The sequence below is a fragment of the Sphingomonas sp. SP6 genome (assembly GCF_058313435.1).
In genome coordinates, this window is the sequence record NZ_JBZFLG010000002.1 from 531,858 (window position 1) to 550,424 (window position 18,567).

General features: G+C 69.5%; 18 protein-coding genes. 7 read left to right on the forward strand and 11 right to left on the reverse strand.

Going from position 1 to position 18,567, the window contains the following annotated elements:
• Positions 1–69 precede the first annotated feature (69 nt).
• On the reverse strand, positions 70–600 hold the full coding sequence (locus AC4GYY_RS08250; RefSeq protein WP_491119790.1) for a superoxide dismutase family protein: 531 nt from the start codon (positions 598–600) through the stop codon (positions 70–72).
• Positions 600–1,490: a CDP-alcohol phosphatidyltransferase family protein gene (locus AC4GYY_RS08255; protein WP_491119791.1), complete on the reverse strand. Its 891-nt coding sequence runs from the start codon at positions 1,488–1,490 to the stop codon at positions 600–602. The genes AC4GYY_RS08250 and AC4GYY_RS08255 overlap by 1 nt, the downstream gene beginning before the upstream one ends.
• Positions 1,491–1,601: 111 nt before the next feature.
• On the opposite strand from AC4GYY_RS08255, the gene AC4GYY_RS08260 reads away from it, so the two are divergent.
• The 4 genes from AC4GYY_RS08260 (at position 1,602) to AC4GYY_RS08275 (ending at position 4,308) form a co-directional block, all read left to right on the forward strand.
• Positions 1,602–2,705, forward strand: coding sequence for an inositol-3-phosphate synthase (locus AC4GYY_RS08260; protein ID WP_491119792.1), 1,104 nt, complete (start codon positions 1,602–1,604; stop codon positions 2,703–2,705).
• Positions 2,706–3,428: an NTP transferase domain-containing protein gene (locus AC4GYY_RS08265; protein WP_491119793.1), complete on the forward strand. Its 723-nt coding sequence runs from the start codon at positions 2,706–2,708 to the stop codon at positions 3,426–3,428. It begins immediately after the preceding gene.
• 250 nt (positions 3,429–3,678) lie between these two features.
• Entirely contained in the window at positions 3,679–3,981 is a 303-nt protein-coding gene (locus AC4GYY_RS08270) for a hypothetical protein (RefSeq protein ID WP_491119794.1), read from the forward strand.
• A gap of 180 nt (positions 3,982–4,161) precedes the next feature.
• Positions 4,162–4,308, forward strand: coding sequence for a lmo0937 family membrane protein (locus tag AC4GYY_RS08275; RefSeq protein WP_491119795.1), 147 nt, complete (start codon positions 4,162–4,164; stop codon positions 4,306–4,308).
• A gap of 97 nt (positions 4,309–4,405) precedes the next feature.
• On the opposite strand, the gene AC4GYY_RS08280 is transcribed toward AC4GYY_RS08275, so the two are convergent.
• The 3 genes from AC4GYY_RS08280 to AC4GYY_RS08290 form a co-directional block, all read right to left on the reverse strand.
• Entirely contained in the window at positions 4,406–5,740 is a 1,335-nt protein-coding gene (locus AC4GYY_RS08280) for a dihydrolipoamide acetyltransferase family protein (RefSeq protein ID WP_491119796.1), read from the reverse strand.
• A 122-nt stretch (positions 5,741–5,862) separates the two neighbouring features.
• A complete protein-coding gene (locus AC4GYY_RS08285) occupies positions 5,863–6,867 on the reverse strand; it encodes an alpha-ketoacid dehydrogenase subunit beta (RefSeq protein WP_491120230.1) in 1,005 nt (334 codons plus the stop codon).
• A 41-nt stretch (positions 6,868–6,908) separates the two neighbouring features.
• Positions 6,909–8,222, reverse strand: coding sequence for a thiamine pyrophosphate-dependent enzyme (locus AC4GYY_RS08290; protein WP_491119797.1), 1,314 nt, complete (start codon positions 8,220–8,222; stop codon positions 6,909–6,911).
• 168 nt (positions 8,223–8,390) lie between these two features.
• On the opposite strand from AC4GYY_RS08290, the gene AC4GYY_RS08295 reads away from it, so the two are divergent.
• Positions 8,391–9,140 (forward strand): ImuA family protein, encoded by a 750-nt coding sequence (locus tag AC4GYY_RS08295; RefSeq protein ID WP_491119798.1) that lies wholly within the window; start codon positions 8,391–8,393, stop codon positions 9,138–9,140.
• A complete protein-coding gene (locus AC4GYY_RS08300) occupies positions 9,055–11,424 on the forward strand; it encodes a Y-family DNA polymerase (protein WP_491119799.1) in 2,370 nt (789 codons plus the stop codon). The genes AC4GYY_RS08295 and AC4GYY_RS08300 overlap by 86 nt, the downstream gene beginning before the upstream one ends.
• A gap of 11 nt (positions 11,425–11,435) precedes the next feature.
• Here AC4GYY_RS08300 and AC4GYY_RS08305 read toward each other — a convergent pair whose 3' ends face one another.
• The gene (locus AC4GYY_RS08305; protein ID WP_491119800.1) at positions 11,436–11,846 is read right to left on the reverse strand and encodes a type II toxin-antitoxin system VapC family toxin; all 411 of its coding nucleotides are present in this window, start codon (positions 11,844–11,846) and stop codon (positions 11,436–11,438) included.
• The gene (locus tag AC4GYY_RS08310) at positions 11,843–12,082 is read right to left on the reverse strand and encodes a type II toxin-antitoxin system Phd/YefM family antitoxin (protein ID WP_491119801.1); all 240 of its coding nucleotides are present in this window, start codon (positions 12,080–12,082) and stop codon (positions 11,843–11,845) included. Before AC4GYY_RS08310 ends, AC4GYY_RS08305 begins: the two co-directional genes overlap by 4 nt.
• Positions 12,083–12,134: 52 nt before the next feature.
• On the opposite strand from AC4GYY_RS08310, the gene AC4GYY_RS08315 reads away from it, so the two are divergent.
• Positions 12,135–15,395 (forward strand): error-prone DNA polymerase, encoded by a 3,261-nt coding sequence (locus tag AC4GYY_RS08315; protein ID WP_491119802.1) that lies wholly within the window; start codon positions 12,135–12,137, stop codon positions 15,393–15,395.
• Between the two features lie 731 nt (positions 15,396–16,126).
• Here AC4GYY_RS08315 and AC4GYY_RS08320 read toward each other — a convergent pair.
• Genes AC4GYY_RS08320 through AC4GYY_RS08335 form a run of 4 tightly spaced genes read right to left on the reverse strand, consistent with a single transcriptional unit; the run spans position 16,127 to position 18,523 of the window.
• Positions 16,127–16,768, reverse strand: coding sequence for a MarC family protein (locus tag AC4GYY_RS08320; RefSeq protein ID WP_491119803.1), 642 nt, complete (start codon positions 16,766–16,768; stop codon positions 16,127–16,129).
• Positions 16,765–17,340: a hypothetical protein gene (locus AC4GYY_RS08325; protein ID WP_491119804.1), complete on the reverse strand. Its 576-nt coding sequence runs from the start codon at positions 17,338–17,340 to the stop codon at positions 16,765–16,767. Before AC4GYY_RS08325 ends, AC4GYY_RS08320 begins: the two co-directional genes overlap by 4 nt.
• Positions 17,341–17,354: 14 nt before the next feature.
• A complete protein-coding gene (gene folD / locus AC4GYY_RS08330; protein ID WP_491119805.1) occupies positions 17,355–18,221 on the reverse strand; it encodes a bifunctional methylenetetrahydrofolate dehydrogenase/methenyltetrahydrofolate cyclohydrolase FolD in 867 nt (288 codons plus the stop codon).
• The gene (locus AC4GYY_RS08335) at positions 18,218–18,523 is read right to left on the reverse strand and encodes a YggT family protein (RefSeq protein WP_491119806.1); all 306 of its coding nucleotides are present in this window, start codon (positions 18,521–18,523) and stop codon (positions 18,218–18,220) included. The genes folD and AC4GYY_RS08335 overlap by 4 nt, the downstream gene beginning before the upstream one ends.
• Between the last annotated feature and the right edge of the window lie 44 nt (positions 18,524–18,567).

Below are 18,567 nucleotides of genomic sequence, written 5' to 3' on the forward strand. Positions count from 1 at the left end.
TCGAGCTCATATTTCGAGGCTTGGGAAACAGCGAAGGCATCGTGACGAGCGTAACGCACGGTGTCGCGATCAGGCGGGCGCGAACACCCCGCACGCCACCCGCCCGCCGCTGTTGCCCGACGGATCGGTCATCAGATCGTCGGCGGCGGCGTGGATCACCAGCGCCGCGCCGTCGGCGTCGAGCAGCGCCGCGACGCTCGCACCCGGAATCACCGCGCCGATCGTCCCGCGTCCGCCGGTGTCGACCAGCAGATTTGGCAAGTCGCCCTCGTGCGGCCCTTGCGGGTTCATCGAACCGTGCTTCATCCCCGTCGGATTCCAATGCCCGCCCGCGCTGGCGAAGTCCGGGGCGTCGCAGCGGCCGACCGTGTGGAGGTGGATGCCGTGGGTGCCGAACGGCAGCGCCTTGCCGTCGAAGGTCACCCGCATCCCGTCCTTCACGTCCGCGACGGTGGCCCGACCGACCTCGACCCCGGCGGCGGTCGTCAGCACCGCGGTCGCGCGCGCGCCGCCGGCGACCGGCGCGCCGGTCGCCGGCCGGTCCTCGCCACACCCCGCCAGCGCCAGGGCGCCCACCCCAAGAACCACCGCCGTCCGCATCACCGATCTCCCTCGTTCTCTCGGCAAAACGAACCCGCCGTATGCGCGGCGGTTCCGCCCAGCGCCCGCGCGATCCGCGCCGATGCGCGCCGCTGCTGGAGGATCGAGACGACCAGCAGCAGGTTGAGCGCGCTCGCCTCGATCAGGAAGAACCAGGCGGCGCTCCCCGCGATCATGCTCAGTCCCAGCACCACGGTCCGCGCATTCGCCCCAAGCGCGACCTGCAGCGGCAGCGTGCGGCGTCCCTCCCTCCGGGCGAGCGGCGCGACCCGCGGATCGCCGCCGGCGACGAATGGCTCGACCGCCTCCGTTCCCGCGCTCAGCGGGCGTGAGATCGCAACGTAGAGCCGCCCGGCCGCACCGGCTCGCCCGTTCGCGCCGCCCCCGGTCCGCAGCCACGGCACGCCGTACGCCCACCACAGATAGGTGCGTCGCTGCGTTTCGGCATAGACCGACTGGACGACCCGGGAGAGCCCCGCCGCCACCGCCAGCGCCCACGCCGTCCAGCCGAGCGCCGGGAACAGCGCGCCCGCCAGCAGCAGGTACAGAACGATATGGCCGCCATAGTCGCACAGTCCGTCGACCACCTCGCCGATCGGCGACGCGCGCCCGGTCATCCGCGCAAGGTCGCCGTCCGCGCCGTCCACGACGTGCCAGCCGAGGTGGATCGCGAGGCCGAGGGCGATCGCCGCGGGGGTGGCGACGACGGCGTAGAGCACGCCCGCCGCGACCACCATCGCCGCGCCCGCGACCGAGACCATGTTGGGCGTCACCGGCGTCCGCGCGAGCCAGGTCGCGAGCCGCCTCGCCGCCGGATGGAACAGGTGGGCGTTCGACCAGCCCTGCGCCTCGCGCGGCTTGCCGGTGCGGGGAGCGGATGGTGCAGTCACGCTTTCCTCTTAGCCCGACGCGGTTCGCTTGACAGCCGTCACGCTTCTGTCACCACGCCGTAATTCGATTGTCTCTTTTTCGGCGCGTGCGCGCCTCATGGGTAGGTGGAAGTGGCTGACATCAAGGTCGCGGTGGTGGGCGTCGGCAATTGCGCCAGCTCGCTGGTGCAGGGAAAGTATCACTATGCCGGCAAGAACACCGCCGCCGGGCTGATCCACGAGGATATCGGCGGCTACCGCGTCTCCGACATCAATTTCGTCGCCGCCTTCGATGTCGACGACCGCAAGGTCGGGCGCGATCTCGGCGAGGCGATCTTCGCCAAGCCCAATTGCACCAAGGTCTTCCACCGTGACGTGCCGCAGACCGGGACGGTCGTCCGGATGGGCGCGCGGCTCGACGGCGTCGCCCCGCACATGCTCGCCGCCAACGACCGCGGCTTCGAGCTCGACGACACCGCCGACGCGACGCGCGAGCAGATTGTCGCCGAGCTGCGCCGTTCGGGGGCCGAGGTCCTCGTCAACTTCCTGCCGGTCGGCTCGCAGGCCGCGACCGAATTCTACATGGAGTGCGCGATCGAGGCCGGGATCGGCGTGGTCAACTGCATGCCCGTGTTCATCGCCAGCCGTCCCGAGTGGGAGCAGCGCTTCGCCGACGCGGGGCTGCCGATCATCGGCGACGACGTGAAGGCGCAGGTCGGCGCGACGATCGTCCACCGCGTGCTGTCGAACCTGTTCCGGCAGCGCGGGGTGACGATCGACCACACCTATCAGCTCAATACCGGCGGCAACACCGACTTCATGAACATGCTCGACCGCGGCCGGCTGGCGAGCAAGAAGGAGTCGAAGACCGAGGCGGTCCAGGCGGTGCTCGCCGAACGGCTGGCGGACGAGAACATCCACGTCGGGCCGTCGGACTATATCCCCTGGCTCCACGACAATAAGCTCTGCTTCCTGCGGCTCGAGGGCAATCTGTTCGGCGACGTGCCGATGAACCTCGAGCTGCGGCTGTCGGTCGAGGACAGTCCCAACTCCGCCGCGGTCGTCGTCGACGCGATCCGCTGTGTGAAGCTCGCGCTCGACCGCGGCCAGTCGGGTGCGCTGACCGGCCCCAGCGCCTTCTTCTGCAAGCACCCGCCCGAGCAGGTCACCGACGACATCGCCGCGCAGCTGACCGACGAGTTCATCCACGGCGACGCCCGCATCGCCGCCGAATAGATGGAGGCGCTGATCGTCGCGGCGGGCTACGGCTCGCGCCTGCGCGCGGTCTCTGCGTCCAAGCCGCTGACCCCGGTCGCCGGGGTGCCGTTGATCGGGCGCGTGCTCGACGCGGCGCGCGCGGGCGGGGCGACCGGCTTCGTCGTCGTGACCGGGCATCATGCCGAGATGGTCGAGACGTATCTGCGCGCCGAGCATCCCGATGCCCGCTGCGTCCGCACCGCCGACTGGAGCGTCGCCAACGGCCATTCGGTGCTGTCGGGCGCGACCGCGATCGGCCGCGCGCCGCATCTGCTGATGATGGCCGACCATCTGTTCGACGCCGCGATCGTCGCCGCGCTGATCGCCGCCGCTCCCGCGCCCCTGCGGCTCGCGGTCGATCGACGGCTCGACAATCCCCGCGTCGACCTGGACGACGTCACCCGGGTTCGGACCGACGGCGACGCGATCCTGGCGATCGGGAAGCATCTGGGCGATTACGACGCCTACGATTGCGGCGTGTTCCGGGTGGACGGCATGTTCCACGACGCGCTCCATGCCGACATCGCGGGCGGCGGCGCGGGCTCGATCTCGGCGGGGGTGGGTCGGCTGGCGCTGCACGGCGACGCGCGGTCGCTGACGATCGGCGAGCGATGGTGGATCGACGTCGACGATCCGGCCGCGCTCGCACGTGCCGAGTCTGACATCGCTAACATACCGATTGTTGCAGAAGCGCTACACTGACGCTTTTTCGTGCATTGCCCGGAAATCGGGCTTGGCGCTGGTTGGGGCCGGTCCTAAGCCGTCGGAACCGCCAAGCCGCACAAGACGGACGATGAGCGGACCGGAGGATGCACGTACGGCGGCGCGTCGTGCGGCGCGGCAAGCGGCCGCGCCCCGCGCGCCGCCACCCACCATTCGGCTCCATACCGGAGCTTCGAAAATGCGGACCCGGGCAGCCGGCACGGATCGTGCTGCCGAGCGTTGAAGCCGCATGACCCAACATCCCCACCCAGACGTCGATCCCGAGCGCGAGCATGGCGAGGCGCCGTTCGATCGTGCCAAAGGCTATTCGGGCCAAGACGAGCATGTCCGCGACGAGGATCTGAAGCGCGACGAGGCTCCCTCGGGCACCGTCGCCGCGCGCCCCGAGGACGCCGGCGACGGCGCGGGCGCGCGCGCCTCCTTCGATCCCGCGACGGGCGCGACCCGCGGCAGCGGCGCCGGACCGACTGAGGAGTTCGACACCGACGATCCGACCACCGGCGCCGGCAAGCAGGGCGGCGCCGAAGGGTAGCCGATCGCGCTCCCGCGCCGTCGCTCACTCTCCCTGTCGGGCAGCGCTGCCGCGCAGGGCAGTTCACATCGTTCGCGTCGTGCTCGAACGGTCGCTGCCGTAACGAAATGTTGCCGCGTACGGGAACGGACGCTCGGACCGCGCCGTTTTGCGCCTTACCTACGAGAGAGGACCCGAACGATGCTGTGGACGATTGCCGTCATCCTGCTGATCCTGTGGGCGCTGGGCCTGTTCGCGTTCCACGTGACGAGCGGGCTGATCCACATCCTGATCGTGCTGGCGATCATCGTCGGGCTGGTGCAGCTGTTCAGCGGCCGACGGGTATAGCGCACACGCCCGATCGCCGTCCGTGTCGAGCGACGTCGAGACCCATTGTCCCTCGACGTCGCTGGGGCGAACGGTGGGGTAAATTACGCCGGCCGCATCACTCCGCGAACAGCAGCACCGGCGTCTCGAGATACGTCCTGAGCGCCTGGACGTAGCTCGCGGCGTCCCAGCCGTCGACGACGCGGTGGTCGCAGCTGATCGACAGGTTCATGAGCTTGGCGCGGACGATGTCGTCGCCGACAAAGACCGGGCGCTCGACGATCTTGTTCGGCCCGATGATCGCGACCTCCGGACGGTTGATCACCGGCGTCGTCGCAATCCCGCCGAGCGGGCCGAGCGAGGTGACGGTGATCGTCCCCCCTTGCAGTTCCTCGGACTTGAGCTTGTTCGCCCGCGCCGCTTCCGCAAGCCGGGTGATCTCGGTCGCAAGCTGCCAGACGTTCCTGTCCTGCGCGTCGCGGATCACCGGCACGGTCAGCCCGGCATCGGTCTGCGTCGCCATGCCGAGATGGACGCGGCCCGAACGAGTCACCACGCCCGCCTCGTCGTCGTAGCGCGCGTTGAGCATCGGGAAGTCGGGGAGCGTCCGGCAGATCGCGACGATCAGCAGCGGCAGCATGGTGAGTTTGGGCCGGCTCCCGCGATGGTCGTTGAGGTCGGCGCGGATCCGCTCCAGCTCGGTCACGTCGATCTCGTCGACATAGGTGAAGTGCGGGATGTTGCGCTTCGCCGCCGCCATGTTCTCGGCGATGCGCCGGCGCATGCCGATGACGCGCACCTGCTCGTCTTCACGCGCGCGGGACGCGTGGGGCTGGTGATAGCCCTCGCCGGCACCGTAGCGGAGGAACGCGTCGAGGTCCGAGTGCCGGATGCGATCCCCCTCGGCCACCTTCACCTGCGACAGATCGACGCCGAGCTCCTTTGCGCGGATGCGCACGGCAGGGGAGGCGAGGATGGGCTTCTCTTCCCTCTCCCCTCCGGGGAGAGGGTGCCGAGCCGAAGGCGAGGCGGGAGAGGGGCTGTGCGACTCACCAACCGCATTGCTCTGCCCCTCTCCCTCGCCGCTGCGCGGCTCTCCCTCTCCCCGGAGGGGAGAGGGAATGGCCTCCTCCACCCCCGGATTCTCCGCCTCGAACGTCGGCTCCTCCACCGACGCCGGCGCCTCCGCCGGAGCCGCCGCTTCGCCCGCCGCATCGGTCTCGATCACTACCAGCGCGGCACCGATCGACACCTGATCGCCGACCTCGCCCGCCAGCTCGACCACGACGCCCGCGACCGGCGACTCCATCTCGACGGTCGCCTTGTCGGTCATCATGTCGGCGAGCTGCTGGTCCTCCTCGACGCGGTCGCCGACCGCGACGTGCCAGGCGACGATCTCGGCCTCGGAAATGCCCTCGCCGATATCCGGCAGCTTGAAGGTGAAGCGCGCCATGTCAGTTCCAACCCAATCAGTTCGTGCCGAGTAAGCCTGTGTCGAGCGAAGTCGAGATCTCGCGGCAGCCGTATCGCCCCGTCCCTCGACTTCGCTCGGGACGAACGGGGCGGCGAGGCCGCTCAGGCCGCCATGATCTTCTTCAGCGCCATGCCGATCCGCACCGGCCCGGGGAAATACGCCCATTCCAGGCTGTGCGGATACGGCGTGTCGAACCCGGTGACGCGCTCGATCGGGGCTTCGAGGTGGTAGAAGCACCGCTCCTGCACCAAGGCCGACAATTCCGCGCCGAAGCCGGACGTCCGGGTCGCCTCGTGGACGATCATGCACCGCCCGGTCTTCTTCACGCTCGCCTCGATCGTCTCAATGTCGAGCGGGACCAAAGTGCGCAGGTCGACGATCTCGGCGTCGACCCCGGCGTCCGCGACGGCGCTCGCGCAGACGTGGACCATCGTGCCGTAGCAGAGGATCGTCACCGCCTCGCCCGCGCGCACCACGTTCGCCGTGCCCAGCGGCACGGTGTAATGGCCGGTCGGCACCTCGCCCCCGGGATGCTTCGACCAGTTTTCGGACGGGCGATCCCAATGGCCGTTGAACGGGCCGTTGTAGATCCGCTTGGGCTCAAGGAAGAGGACCGGATCGTTGTCCGCGATCGCCGAGAGCAGCAGCCCCTTGGCGTCGTAGGGGGTCGACGGGATCACCGTCTTCATGCCGGAGACATGGGTGAAGATGCCCTCGGGCGACTGCGAATGCGTCTGCCCGCCGAAGATGCCGCCGCCATAGGGCGACCGGATCGTCAGGGGTGAGATGAACTCAGCGTTCGAGCGATAGCGCAGCCGCGCCGCCTCGCTGACGAGCTGGTCGAGCGCGGGATAGATGTAGTCGGCGAACTGGATCTCGGGGACGGGGCGCAAGCCGTACGCGCCCATCCCGATCGCGACGCCCATGATCCCGATCTCGGTGATCGGCGTGTCGAACACGCGGGTCTTGCCGTGCTTCGCCTGCAACCCCGCGGTGGCGCGGAACACCCCACCGAAATAGCCGACGTCCTCGCCCATCACGATCACGTCGGGGTCGCGCGTCATCGCCACGTCGAGCGCGGAGTTGATCGCCTGGATCATCGTCATGCGGGCGGTCGCGGGGGCGTCCGCCTCGGTCAGCGTGTCGGTCATGCCTTGCGATCCCACGGCCGCCCGCTCGCGGCTTCCTCGTCGAGCATCTGCTGGCGCTGCTCCTGCAGATGCCAGGGCATCTCCTCGAACACCCCGTCGAACAGAGAATCGAGCGGCTGCTGGAGGCCGTGGCCCAGGATGCCGTTCTTCTCGGCCTCCTTCTGCGCGGCGCGGACTTCCTCGGCGAGCGCCTTGTCCTGTTCGGCATGGCGGGCCTCGTCCCACTCGCCGATCGCGATCAGGTGATCCTTGAGCCGCCGGATCGGGTCGCCCAGCGGCCAGGCGGTCGGCTCGCCCGCGGAGCGGTATTGCGAGGGGTCGTCGGAGGTCGAATGGCCTTCGGCGCGATAGGTGAAATGCTCGATCAGCGTCGGCCCCAGATTGGTCCGCGCGCGCTCCGCCGCCCACTGCGTCGCGGCATAGACCGCGAGCGCGTCGTTGCCGTCGACCCGCAGGCCGGCAATGCCGTAGCCGACCGCGCGCGCCGCGAAGGTCGTCGCCTCCGCGCCGGCGAAACCCGAGAAGCTCGAGATCGCCCATTGGTTGTTGACGACGTTGAAGATCACCGGCGCGCGGTAGACCGTCCCGAAGGTCAGCGCCGAGTGGAAGTCCCCTTCCGCGGTCGAGCCCTCGCCGCACCAGGTCGCCGCGATCCGCGTGTCGCCCTTCGCGGCCGAGGCCATCGCCCAGCCCACCGCCTGCGGATATTGCGTCGCGAGGTTGCCCGAGATCGAGAAGAAGGCGAACCGCCGCTCCGAATACATGATCGGCAGCTGCTTGCCGCCCAATTTGTCGGCGCTGTTCGAGTAGATCTGGTTCATCATGTCGACCAGCGGACAGCCGCGCGTGATCAGCAGCCCCTGCTGGCGGTACGAGGGGAAGCACATGTCCTCGGCGTCGAGCGCGTGGGCGGCGGCGACGGCGACCGCCTCCTCGCCCAGCGACTTCATGTAGAAGCTCGTCTTGCCCTGCCGCTGCGCACGGAACATCCGCTCGTCGAAGGCGCGGACCAGCGCCATGTTGCGCAGCATGCGGCGCAGCGTTTCGGCGTCGAGCCGCGGGTTCCACGGGCCGGCCGCCTGCCCGTGATCGTCGAGCACCCGCACCAGCCCGTAGGCGAGATCGGGCATCTCGGTGGCGGGCGTCGCGGTGTCGGGCCGCCGGGTCTCGCCCGCAGGGACGATCGCGACCTCGGCGAAATCGACCGCGTCGCCGGGCCGGAACTTCGGCTCGGGCACGTGGAGGCTGAGGGGCCTCAGATTGCTGCGGGGGGCGTCCGCCAAGCCGGTCTCTCCAGTGTCGTGTCGCATTCGCATGGAGCCACGCGCCGCGAAGATTACCCGCGGCTATTATAATCGTTCAACGCCCGTGGCGAGTCCCTGCCGAACAGGAACCGCCGCCAGAGTGGATTGACTCTGCCGACGGTTGGAACAGAATAGGAACATAATCCTTGTTCGAGTCGTGTCCCGAGTCACCTTATGCCAGACGCCGCCATCATAGCCCAGCTTCGGCAGGCGCTTGAGCGCATTGAAGGCGACGGCCATCGCCGTCGCGAGCGGCTGCCGTTCGGAGTCGAGGCGATCGATTCGCGGCTCGCCGACGGGGGTTTGCGGCTCGACGCGCTCCACGAGATCGCCGCCGCCACCGCGCATCCCGGCGACGACGCCTCGGCGACCTTGTTCCTCGCCGGGATCGCCGCGCGCGCCTGGGGGCCGGTCTTGTGGGTGGTGCGCCGCCGCGACCTGTTCGCGCCCGGCCTCTACCAGGCCGGGCTCGCGCCGCACCGCCTGATCTACGCCGAAGCGGCGGACGACGCCGAGCTGCTCGCGCTCATGGAGGAGGGCTTGCGCCACCGCTGCCTGGGCGCGGTGATCGGCGAGGCCAAGCGTGCCGCCACCGCCTCGACCCGCAGGCTCCAGCTGGCGGCGGAAGGCGGCAAGACGATCGCGCTCCTCATGAAGCGCCATGCCCGCGCGGAGGCGGACCCGTTCGCGGTCCCCTCGGCCGCGGTCACCCGCTGGCGGGTCGCCTCGGCGCCCTCCTCCCCTCTCCCCACGCGCGGGCTCGGCCGCCCGCGCTGGGACCTTTCCTGCGTCCGCCAGCGTGGCGGCGAATCCTTCGACATCCTCGTGGAGGCTACAGATGAAACGGGTCGCCTCGCTCTACCTGCCGCTCTGGGCGATCGAGCGCGTGCTGCGGTCGGACCGACGCGCCGCGCCGCCGCCTGAGGCGACCGCCGACGCGGATCTGCTCGCCATCAAGGCCGCCGCCGATGCCGAGCAGGGCGGCAAGGCGTGCGATTCGCCGAAGAACACCGGCTGGCGTCCCGGCGCCAGATGGGCGCGCGAAACCCGCGCCGATGTCGAGCGCCAGGTGGCGACGATGCCCGAACACCAGCGCCCGCCGATGCGCGAGCTGGGTCGCCGCAGCGAAGCCGCCGAGATGCCGTTCAAGCGGCTCCCCGGCGACGACGGCGGCAAGTCGCAGGGGTGGGAGGAGACGAACTCCCTCTCCTGGACGCGGAAGAGCGAAGCGGTCCATTGCGTCAGCGATGGGAAAGGTGAGGGCTTTGCTGGAAACGCCGGCTTCGGCGAATACCTCCACCAGCACCCGAACGGCCTGCTCGACCGACCTTCGCCGTTCACCGGCATCGACCCGAACGGCGACGAACGCGCGGCCGCCGCGCTCGCACGGTGGAGGGAGATGCCGCGGGTCAGCTCCCCCGGCGAAGGCCCGCGCCCCGACAAACATGCCCGGCGAGGTTCGAACGACCCGCATTCCGCGCCGCCTGGAGTCGTCCCCTTCTTCGACACCGGCCGCACCACCGCGGGCACGCTCGCGCGGGTCTGCCGCGAGGACGCCTCCGCACGCGCGCCCCTCCGCTTCGCCGCGGGCCGCCCGCTCGTCACCGTCCAGAAGGTTGGCAGCCGGATCGAACTCGCCGCGGTCTCTCCCGCCGCCGCCGCGATCGGGCTGGAGCCGGGCATGGCGCTGACCCAGGCGCGCGCGAGCGTCCCCGATCTCGACGTCCGCGACGCCGATCCGGCGGGCGACCGCGCCGACCTCGACCGCCTCGCACTCGCGCTCGCGCGCCGCTGGTGCCCGGTGGTCGCGGTGTCGGACGACGACGGGCTGTTCCTCGACGTGACCGGGGTCGCCCACCTCCACGGCGGCGAGGCGGCGATGGCGGCGCGGCTCGTCCGCCTGCTCGCGCGGCTCGGCGTGACCGCGCGGATTGCGGTGGCGGACACGACCGGCGCGGCCTGGGCGGCGGCGCGCTACTTAGATCCTCCCCGGCACGGGGAGGGGGACCATTCGCTTCTTCAGCGAATGGTGGAGGGGGCCCACCACGAGCGCGTCGCCCGCGGCGGCCCCCCTCCGGCGCTGCGCGCCACCTCCCCGTACCGGGGAGGATTTCTGATCCTCCCTCCCGCTCACCGCCTCACCCCCCTCGCCCCCCTCCCGGTCACCGCGCTTCGTCTGCCGGAGGAAGCCGTCGAGCTCACCCGCCGGCTCGGCATCGACACCGTCGGCGAACTCGCCGCGCTTCCCCGCGGCCCCCTCGTCCGCCGCTTCGGCCGCGCCGTCGCGGAACGGCTCGACCAGGCGAGCGGCGCGGGGTCGGAGCCGCTCGTCCCCGTCATCCCGCCCGAGCCGATCGCGGTGATGCGCCGCTTCGCCGAGCCGATCGCCACCGCCGAGGCGATCCGCCACTGGCTCGCCGGCCTCGTCGCCGAACTCGCCGACGCGCTCGCCGAAGCAGGGCTGGGCGCGCGTGCGATCGTCCTCGCCTGCCGCAAGGTCGACAACACCACTCAGGCCCTCCGCATCGGCCTCGCCCGCCCGACCCGCGACCCGGCGCATCTGCTGCGTCTCCTTGCCCGCCGCGTCGAGGAGGTGGAGCCGGGCTGGGGGATCGACGCAATCGAGCTCCACGTCCGCCGCGCCGATCCGCTCGGGGCCGAGATGCTGGGCGCGACGCTCGCCGGCGACGACGCGCCCGATCTCGCGCCCTTGGTCGACGCGCTCGCCAACCGCATCGGCCCGGCCAAGCTATGGCGCGCGAGAGCGGTCGAGAGCGACGTCCCCGAACGCAGCGTCGCGATCCTCCCACCGCTCGATCCCGAGGACCGCGACGCCCCCGCGCTCCGGCGCGACGACGTCCGCCGGCTCGACACCCGGTCGCAGGACGATCCCTGGCATCCGCGCTGGCCGCGCCCGGTCCGCCTGCTCCGTCGCCCCGAGCGGATCGACCATGTCCTCGCCGAACTGCCCGATCAGCCCCCGCGCCGCTTCACCTGGCGCGGGACGACCCACCGCGTCGTCCGCGGCGACGGCCCCGAGCGCGTGTTCGGCGAATGGTGGCGCAGGACGGCCGAGCGCGACCTGTGCCGCGACTATTTCCGCGTCGAGGACGACACCGGCCACCGCTTCTGGCTGTTCCGCCACGGCGACGGCCAGCGCGCGGAGACCGGCGACCTCAGCTGGTACCTGCAGGCGGCGATGTCGTGAGGCGGGCGGGGTCAGCGACGGGCGTCGATCACCTTCAGATGGCCGGCGGCGGAGTAGTCGAGGATTTTTCTGTCAACGGTCAGCAACGGCGCATTTCGGACAATCGCGGTGGCGACGATCATGCGGTCGGCGGGATCACGGTGATCCCAGTCCAGCTGCACGGTCCGGATCGCGATCTCGGGCGTGAGCTGCGCCAGTTCAAAGCTCGATCTCGCCAGTACGCGATTACACCATGCCAGCGCACCGCCGGGAAAAACCACTCTGTCGCGCCGCTCGATTAATCCGATCTCCCATGTCGAGATCGCCGGCACCAGGATGCGCGACTCCACCGCCGCCGCCTCTATGGTCCGTGCCGCTTCCACTCCCAACTTGCTGTCGTCCTGCACGGCCCAGATCAGCACGTGCGTGTCGAGGACGATCAACGCAGCGCATCCCAATCGGACGGATCGGCAGCGGGTTCTTCCGGGTCCCAGTCGAACCGGTACTCCGGGCTGCGCAGCATGCCGATCACGGGCACATACTCCTCGGTTTTCGGCTTGAGCTCCGCCACCACCTTGCCGCGCTTGGTGACGGTCACCGGCTCGCCGTCCTTCTGCATGTCGTCGATCAGTTTCAGGCACTTGGCCTTGAACTCGGTCGCGCTCACCACTTTCGCCATCGCCGGCTCCTGATCTGTACACAATATCTAGTCATCTCACGCCAGCTTGCCAATGACGTACACCGAACTCCAGGTCACCACCCACTTCTCGTTCCTGCGCGGGGCGTCGAGTTGCGAGCAGCTGTTCGCGACCGCCGCGCTGATGGGGATGCCAGCGCTCGGCGTCGTGGACCGCAATTCGGTCGCCGGCGTCGTGCGCGCGCTCTACGCCGCCGAGCAGATCGGGAAGGACAGCGGCCTCGTCATCCGATCGATCCCCGGCTGCCGGCTCGATCTGGTCGACGGCACGTCCGTCCTCGTGTGGCCCGAGGACCGCGCGGCGTGGAGCCGCCTCACCCGGCTGCTCACGCTCGGCAAGTCGCGCGCCGATGCCCAGCGCGGCGAGAAGGGCCGCTGCTTCCTTCACTGGGAGGATGTCGCCGCCCATGCCGACGGTCTGGTCGCCGCGCTGGTTCCCGGCATCGGCGAGACCTACGCCGAGGATGATCGCGCGCCCCGCTGGATGGCGGAAGCGTTCGGCGATCGCGGACATCTGTGCCTGACGCATCACCATCGTCCCGGCGAGGCGTTGCGGCTGCACCGGCTGGACGGGGTCGCGAGACGCCATGGCCTGATCCCGCTCGCCACCGGCGACGTCCTCTATGCGACCCCCGACCAGCGGATGCTCCAGGATGTCGTCACCGCCATCCGCGAGAAGACCACGATCGACGAACTCGGGCTGCGCCGCGAGCGCAGCGCCGATCGCCACCTGCAACCGCCCGAGGAGATGGCGCGCCGGTTCCGCGACCACCCGCAGGCGCTCGCCGCGATCGACGCGATCGTCGAGCGCTGCACCTTCTCGCTGCGCGAACTCGACTATCAATATCCCGACGAGATCGTGATGAGCGGCCGGACACCGCAGGAGGCGCTGGAACGGCTCGCACGCGACGCGCTGGCGACGCTGCACGACGGCGCGCCGCCCCCCGCTTATTCGAAGCTGCTGGAACACGAACTCTCGCTCGTCGCCAGGATGGGCTATGCGCCCTATTTCCTCACCGTCTACGCGATCGTCAGCTACGCCCGCTTCATCGGCATCCTGTGCCAGGGGCGCGGCTCGGCGGCCAATTCGGTGATCTGCTTCGTCCTCGGCATCACCTCGATCGACCCGGTCAAGCACCAGCTCCTGTTCGAACGCTTCATCTCCGAGGAGCGCCACGAGCCCCCCGACATCGACATCGATTTCGAGCACGAGCGGCGCGAGGAGGTGATCCAGTGGATCTACGAGACCTACGGCCACGACCATGCCGCGCTGACTGCGGTGGTCAGCCGCTTCCGCACCCGCGGCGCGATCCGCGAGGTCGGCAAGGTGCTGGGTCTGCCCGAAGACATGACCGGCGCGCTCGCCGGCCAGGTCTGGGGCTGGTCGAACGAAGGCGTGCCCGACAGCCACGTCGCCGCGCTCAACCTCGACGCGACCGAGCCGCGCCTCGCGCTGGCGCTCGATCTCGCGCGCCAGCTGATCGGCACGCCCCGCCACCTGTCGCAGCATCCCGGCGGCTTCGTGCTGACCCGCGATCCCTTGCACGATCTCGTCCCGATCGAGCCCGCGGCGATGGTCGATCGGCGCGTCGTCGAATGGGAGAAGCAGGACATCGAGGAGCTCGGCTTCATGAAGGTCGACATCCTCGGGCTCGGGATGCTCGGCTGCATGCGCCGCGCGTTCGATCTGCTCGAGACGCGCCGGGGCCTCAGGCTGACGCTCGCGTCGGACGCCTTGCAGACCGACGATCCGGAAACCTTCGCGATGATCCGGAAGGCGGACACGCTCGGCGTGTTCCAGATCGAGAGCCGCGCGCAGATGAGCATGCTGCCGCGGATGAAGCCCACCAACTTCTACGACATCGCCATCCAGGTCGCGATCGTCCGCCCGGGGCCGATCCAGGGCGACATGGTCCACCCCTATCTCAAGCGCCGCGACGGGCGCGAGAAGGTCGAATATCCCAACGACGCGCTGAGGGCAGTGCTCGAGAAGACGCTCGGCGTGCCGCTGTTCCAGGAACAGGCGATGCAGGTCGCGATCATCGGCGCGGGCTTCACCCCGGGCGAGGCGGACAAGCTGCGCCGGGCGATGGCGACCTTCAAGATGACCGGCGGCGTCGGCGAGTTCCGCGACAAATTGATCGGCGGGATGCTGGGGAACGGCATCAGCCAGGCGTTCGCCGAACGCCTCGTCAAGCAGATCGAGGGCTTCGGCAGCTACGGCTTCCCCGAGAGCCACGCGGCGAGCTTCGCCAAGATCGCCTACGCCTCGTCGTGGATGAAATGCCACCACCCCGACGTGTTCTGCGCGGCGCTGCTCAACGCGCAGCCGATGGGCTTCTACGCCCCCGCGCAGATCGTCCGCGACGCGCGCGCGCACGGCGTCGAGGTGCTGCCGCCGTGCGTGATGCGGAGCGAGTGGGATACCATTCTTCTTCCGTCACTCCGGCAGGGCGGATCCCCCCTCCGCCTCGGCCTGCGCGTGATCCACGGTCTCTCCGCCGCCGACGCGGGCCGCATCCTCGCCGCGCGCGCCGAACGACCCTTTACCTCGGTCGAGGACGTGTGGCGCCGCTCGGGCGTCCCGCTCGCCACGCTCGAGAAACTCGCCAAGGCCGACGCCTTCGCCGGCATGGGCCTCGACCGCCGCCAGTCCTTGTGGGCCATCAAGGGTCTCGGCGACTCGCCTCTCCCCCTGCTCGCCGGACTCGAGCGCCGCGAGGAGCCGGTTCACCTCAAGGCGCTCACCGCGGGGCGCGAGGTGGTGGAGGATTACCGCGCCACCCAGCTCAGCCTGCGCGCGCACCCGCTGACCTTCCTGCGCGCCGAGCTGACCCGCCGGCGGATGGTTCCCTGCGCCGATCTCGCGACGATCAAGGACGGCCGGCACGTCGACGTCGCCGGCATCATCCTCGTCCGCCAGCGCCCGGGCTCGGCCAAGGGCGTCCTGTTCATCACCATCGAGGACGAGACCGGGGTCGCCAACGGCATCCTCTGGCCCGACCGGTTCGAGGCGCAGCGGCGCACCGTCATGTCCTCGGCGATGGTCTCGATCCGCGGCCGGGTGCAGAAGGAGGGACCGGTGATCCACGTCGTCGCCGACCTGATCACCGATCTGACCCCGCTCCTGCGCCAGGTCGGCGACCTCGACCTGCCGCGCATGGTCTCACGCGGCGACGGCGCGACCTATCCCGGCGCGCCCGACCGCGGCGATCCCGGCTGGCAGCCGCGGGGGCGGACCGACTATCACTTCAGGGAAGAGGCGCTGCGGGTGAAGACCCACGACTTTCATTGACAACGCATGCCGAGCCCTCGTCCTTCTTCCGGTTCCATCCCGGCTCGAACTGGCGATTCCGTGACCAACGTAGATGGTGAAGCAGACTACCAGCAGGATCAGCCCGCACGCGATCTCATACCCTGTAACAATCTGCAAGAATAAGGCTTGCCAACCACCGTTTGCTGGAACGAATCCGCCGCCACCACTGGTAGTTATAACGTTGGCGCTGTACCAAATTGCGCCCACGATGCGCTCGACCTTGGGGCAACCCCACAGGCTTGCCGGCAACATCGCATAGACAAGCCCAAAGTTAAGGATCAGCTCGACATAGCTGTTTAGCGCTAGTCGAACGCGCTCATGCCAGCGCAGCCCGCTCGCTGCGGATTTCTCAAGCCTGAGCTTGTCGCCCGCATCCACCAGGAACGAGTAAGCAATTTCGGTGCATCGAGACAATAGGTACCAGCCAAGCAGCGTCCTGCCGAAAAGACGCAACCCCTCTGTGTCGAGCGATCCCCAGACGTTCGACTGAACCTGCGTGATTGCGTTGCGGCTGCCCAGCAGGATCGAAAGTGTGATTCCGACCGACAGCGCAAGATATCGATGGTTCATCGTTTTGATAAATCGAGTCTTCTCCTGCTTGCTCAGCCCCCTCTTGCGCTTCCCGGCGATACCCCACGTGAAGACAATTACTCGCGCAACCGCGCGCAAACGCTATCTTACACGAACCAAGAACCGCTTGTGTCGGAAGGTCACCGCCCCAATCCCAGCTGGCTCTGCACTCCGTCGATCACGAACTGCACCGCCAGCGCCGCCAGCAGCACGCCGAGCAGCCGGGTGATCACCGCCTCGATCTTGTGCCCGAGCAGCCGCATCAGCGGCCCCGCCGCCAGCAGCGCGATCAGCGTGAGCGCGAGGTTCGCCGCCATCGCCGCCAGCACCACCGCCGAGCGTTCGAGTCCCGTGGTCCGCGCCATCAGCAGCATGACGGTCGCGATCGATCCCGGCCCGGCGATCATCGGCATCGCCATCGGGAAGATCGAGACATCGTTGACGACCTCGGAGTCGGCCTGCTCCGCCGAAACCTTGGCGGCGCGGTCCTCGCGGCGTTCGGTACGCTTCTCGAACACCATCTCCAGCGCGATCAGGAACAGCATGATCCCGCCCGCGATCCGGAAGCTCGCCAGCTCGATCCCGAGCCCGCTCAGAAGCGCCTCGCCGAACAGCGCGAAGCCGAACAGGATCAGCCCGGCGACCACCACCGCGCGGATCGCCATCGCCCGGCGTTGCGCCGCGCTCGCCCCCGCCGAGAGACCGGCGTAGATCGGCGCGCAGCCCGGCGGGTCGATCACCACGAAGAAGGTGACGAAGGCCGAGGCGAACAGCTCGATCACTTGGGCGCGGGCACCACGTCCTCGACGACCGTACGGTACGCCTCCCCGGTCCACAGCTGCGCCTTGAAGTGGCGCGCGCCGTTCGCCTCGACCGACCAGCCCCAGACGAGCGAGCGGTCGCGCGACGCGCCGCCGCCGGTCTTCACGCCCCGCCGCATGACCGGCGCCATGTCGATCGGCGACTCGGCGCAGCTCGCGCGCTCGAGCTTGGGCTCGGCGACGCGCGGACGCGGCGTCTTGAGCGGCGCACCGCCGTCATAGGTCCAGCGCCAGCCCTCGGCACTCTTGCTCCACACCGTCGTGAAGAATCCGTCGAGCTTCGCGCTCGCGAGCCAGAACGGCCCGGTGTTGACCGCGGTCTCACCGTCGCACGAGACGTAGCTCGCCGTCGCCGCCCATTCGACCGATCGCGGCGGCTCCGTCTGCTTGGGCAGCCAGTCCCTGGCCTTGACCGGCTCGGGCACGAACATCACCGCATTCTCGGCGGCGAACTCGGCGAAGGCCTTCCACTGTCCCGCCGCCTGCGCGCGCGCGGCGAAGGCGCGCTCGGCGTCGACGGCGGTTCCAGCCATCAGCAGCGCCGCGATCATAGTGCGTCCGAGAGCGTCACGCCCTCGCGCCGCGCCGCCGAGACGACGGTGTTTCTCAAGAGCACGGCGATCGTCATCGGACCCACTCCTCCAGGCACCGGGGTCAGCGCCCCGGCCACGTTCGACACCTCCGGCTCGACGTCGCCGACCAGCCCGGCCTCGGTCCGGTTGATCCCGACGTCGATCACCGTCGCGCCGGGCTTAACCCAGTCCGCCTTGACGAACCCAGCCCGGCCCACTGCCGCGACGACGATGTCGGCGCGCCGCACCACGTCGGGGAGGTCGCGCGTCCGCGAGTGCGCAAGCGTCACCGTGCAGTTCGCCGCGAGCAGCAGCTGCGCCATCGGTTTGCCGACCAGGTTCGACCGGCCGATCACGACCGCATCGAGCCCCGCCAAATCGCCGCGCACATCCTTCAACAGCATCAGGCAGCCGAGCGGGGTGCAGGGGACGAACCCCTCGAGCCCCAGCGCCAGCCGCCCGGCGTTGACCGGATTGAGCCCGTCGACGTCCTTTTCGGGATCGATCCGCGTCGTGATCGCCCCCTCGTCGATCCCCGGGGCGGGGAGCTGGACGAGGATGCCATCGACAGCCGGATCGGCGTTGAGACGGTCGATCAGCGCGAACAGCTCGCCAGGCTCGGTCCCCGCCGGCAGCCGGTGCTCGAAGCTCTCCATCCCCGCGGCGATCGTCGCCTTGCCCTTGTTGCGGACATAGACCTGCGAGGCCGGGTCCTCGCCGACCAACACGACCGCCAGCCCCGGCTTGCGCCCCGCCGCCGCCACCACCTCGGCCGCCGCCTCGGCGACTCGCGCGCGTAAGGCAGCGGCGAACGCCTTGCCGTCGATGACCTGCGCCGTCACACCGCCCCCACGGCGACGCTGGCGTAGGTGTTGTTGAGGATGATGTTGAGGATCGCCAGGATCACCAGCACCACCATCGGCGCGAAATCGAGCCCGCCGGTCGCCGGCAGCACGCGGCGGATCGGCCGGTACATCGGCTCCGTCAGCCGGTCGAGCCCGTCCCACAGCGAGCGGACGAACGGGCTATGCGTGTTGATCACGTTGAACGCGATCAGCAGGGACAGGATGAACTGGACGAAGATGATCCACCACGCGACGTCGAGGATCACCTGGAGGATCTGGATGATGGTCAGCGTCACCACGCGCGGGCGTCTCCTGGATTACCGCGCTTCTCTAGCCGAACCGC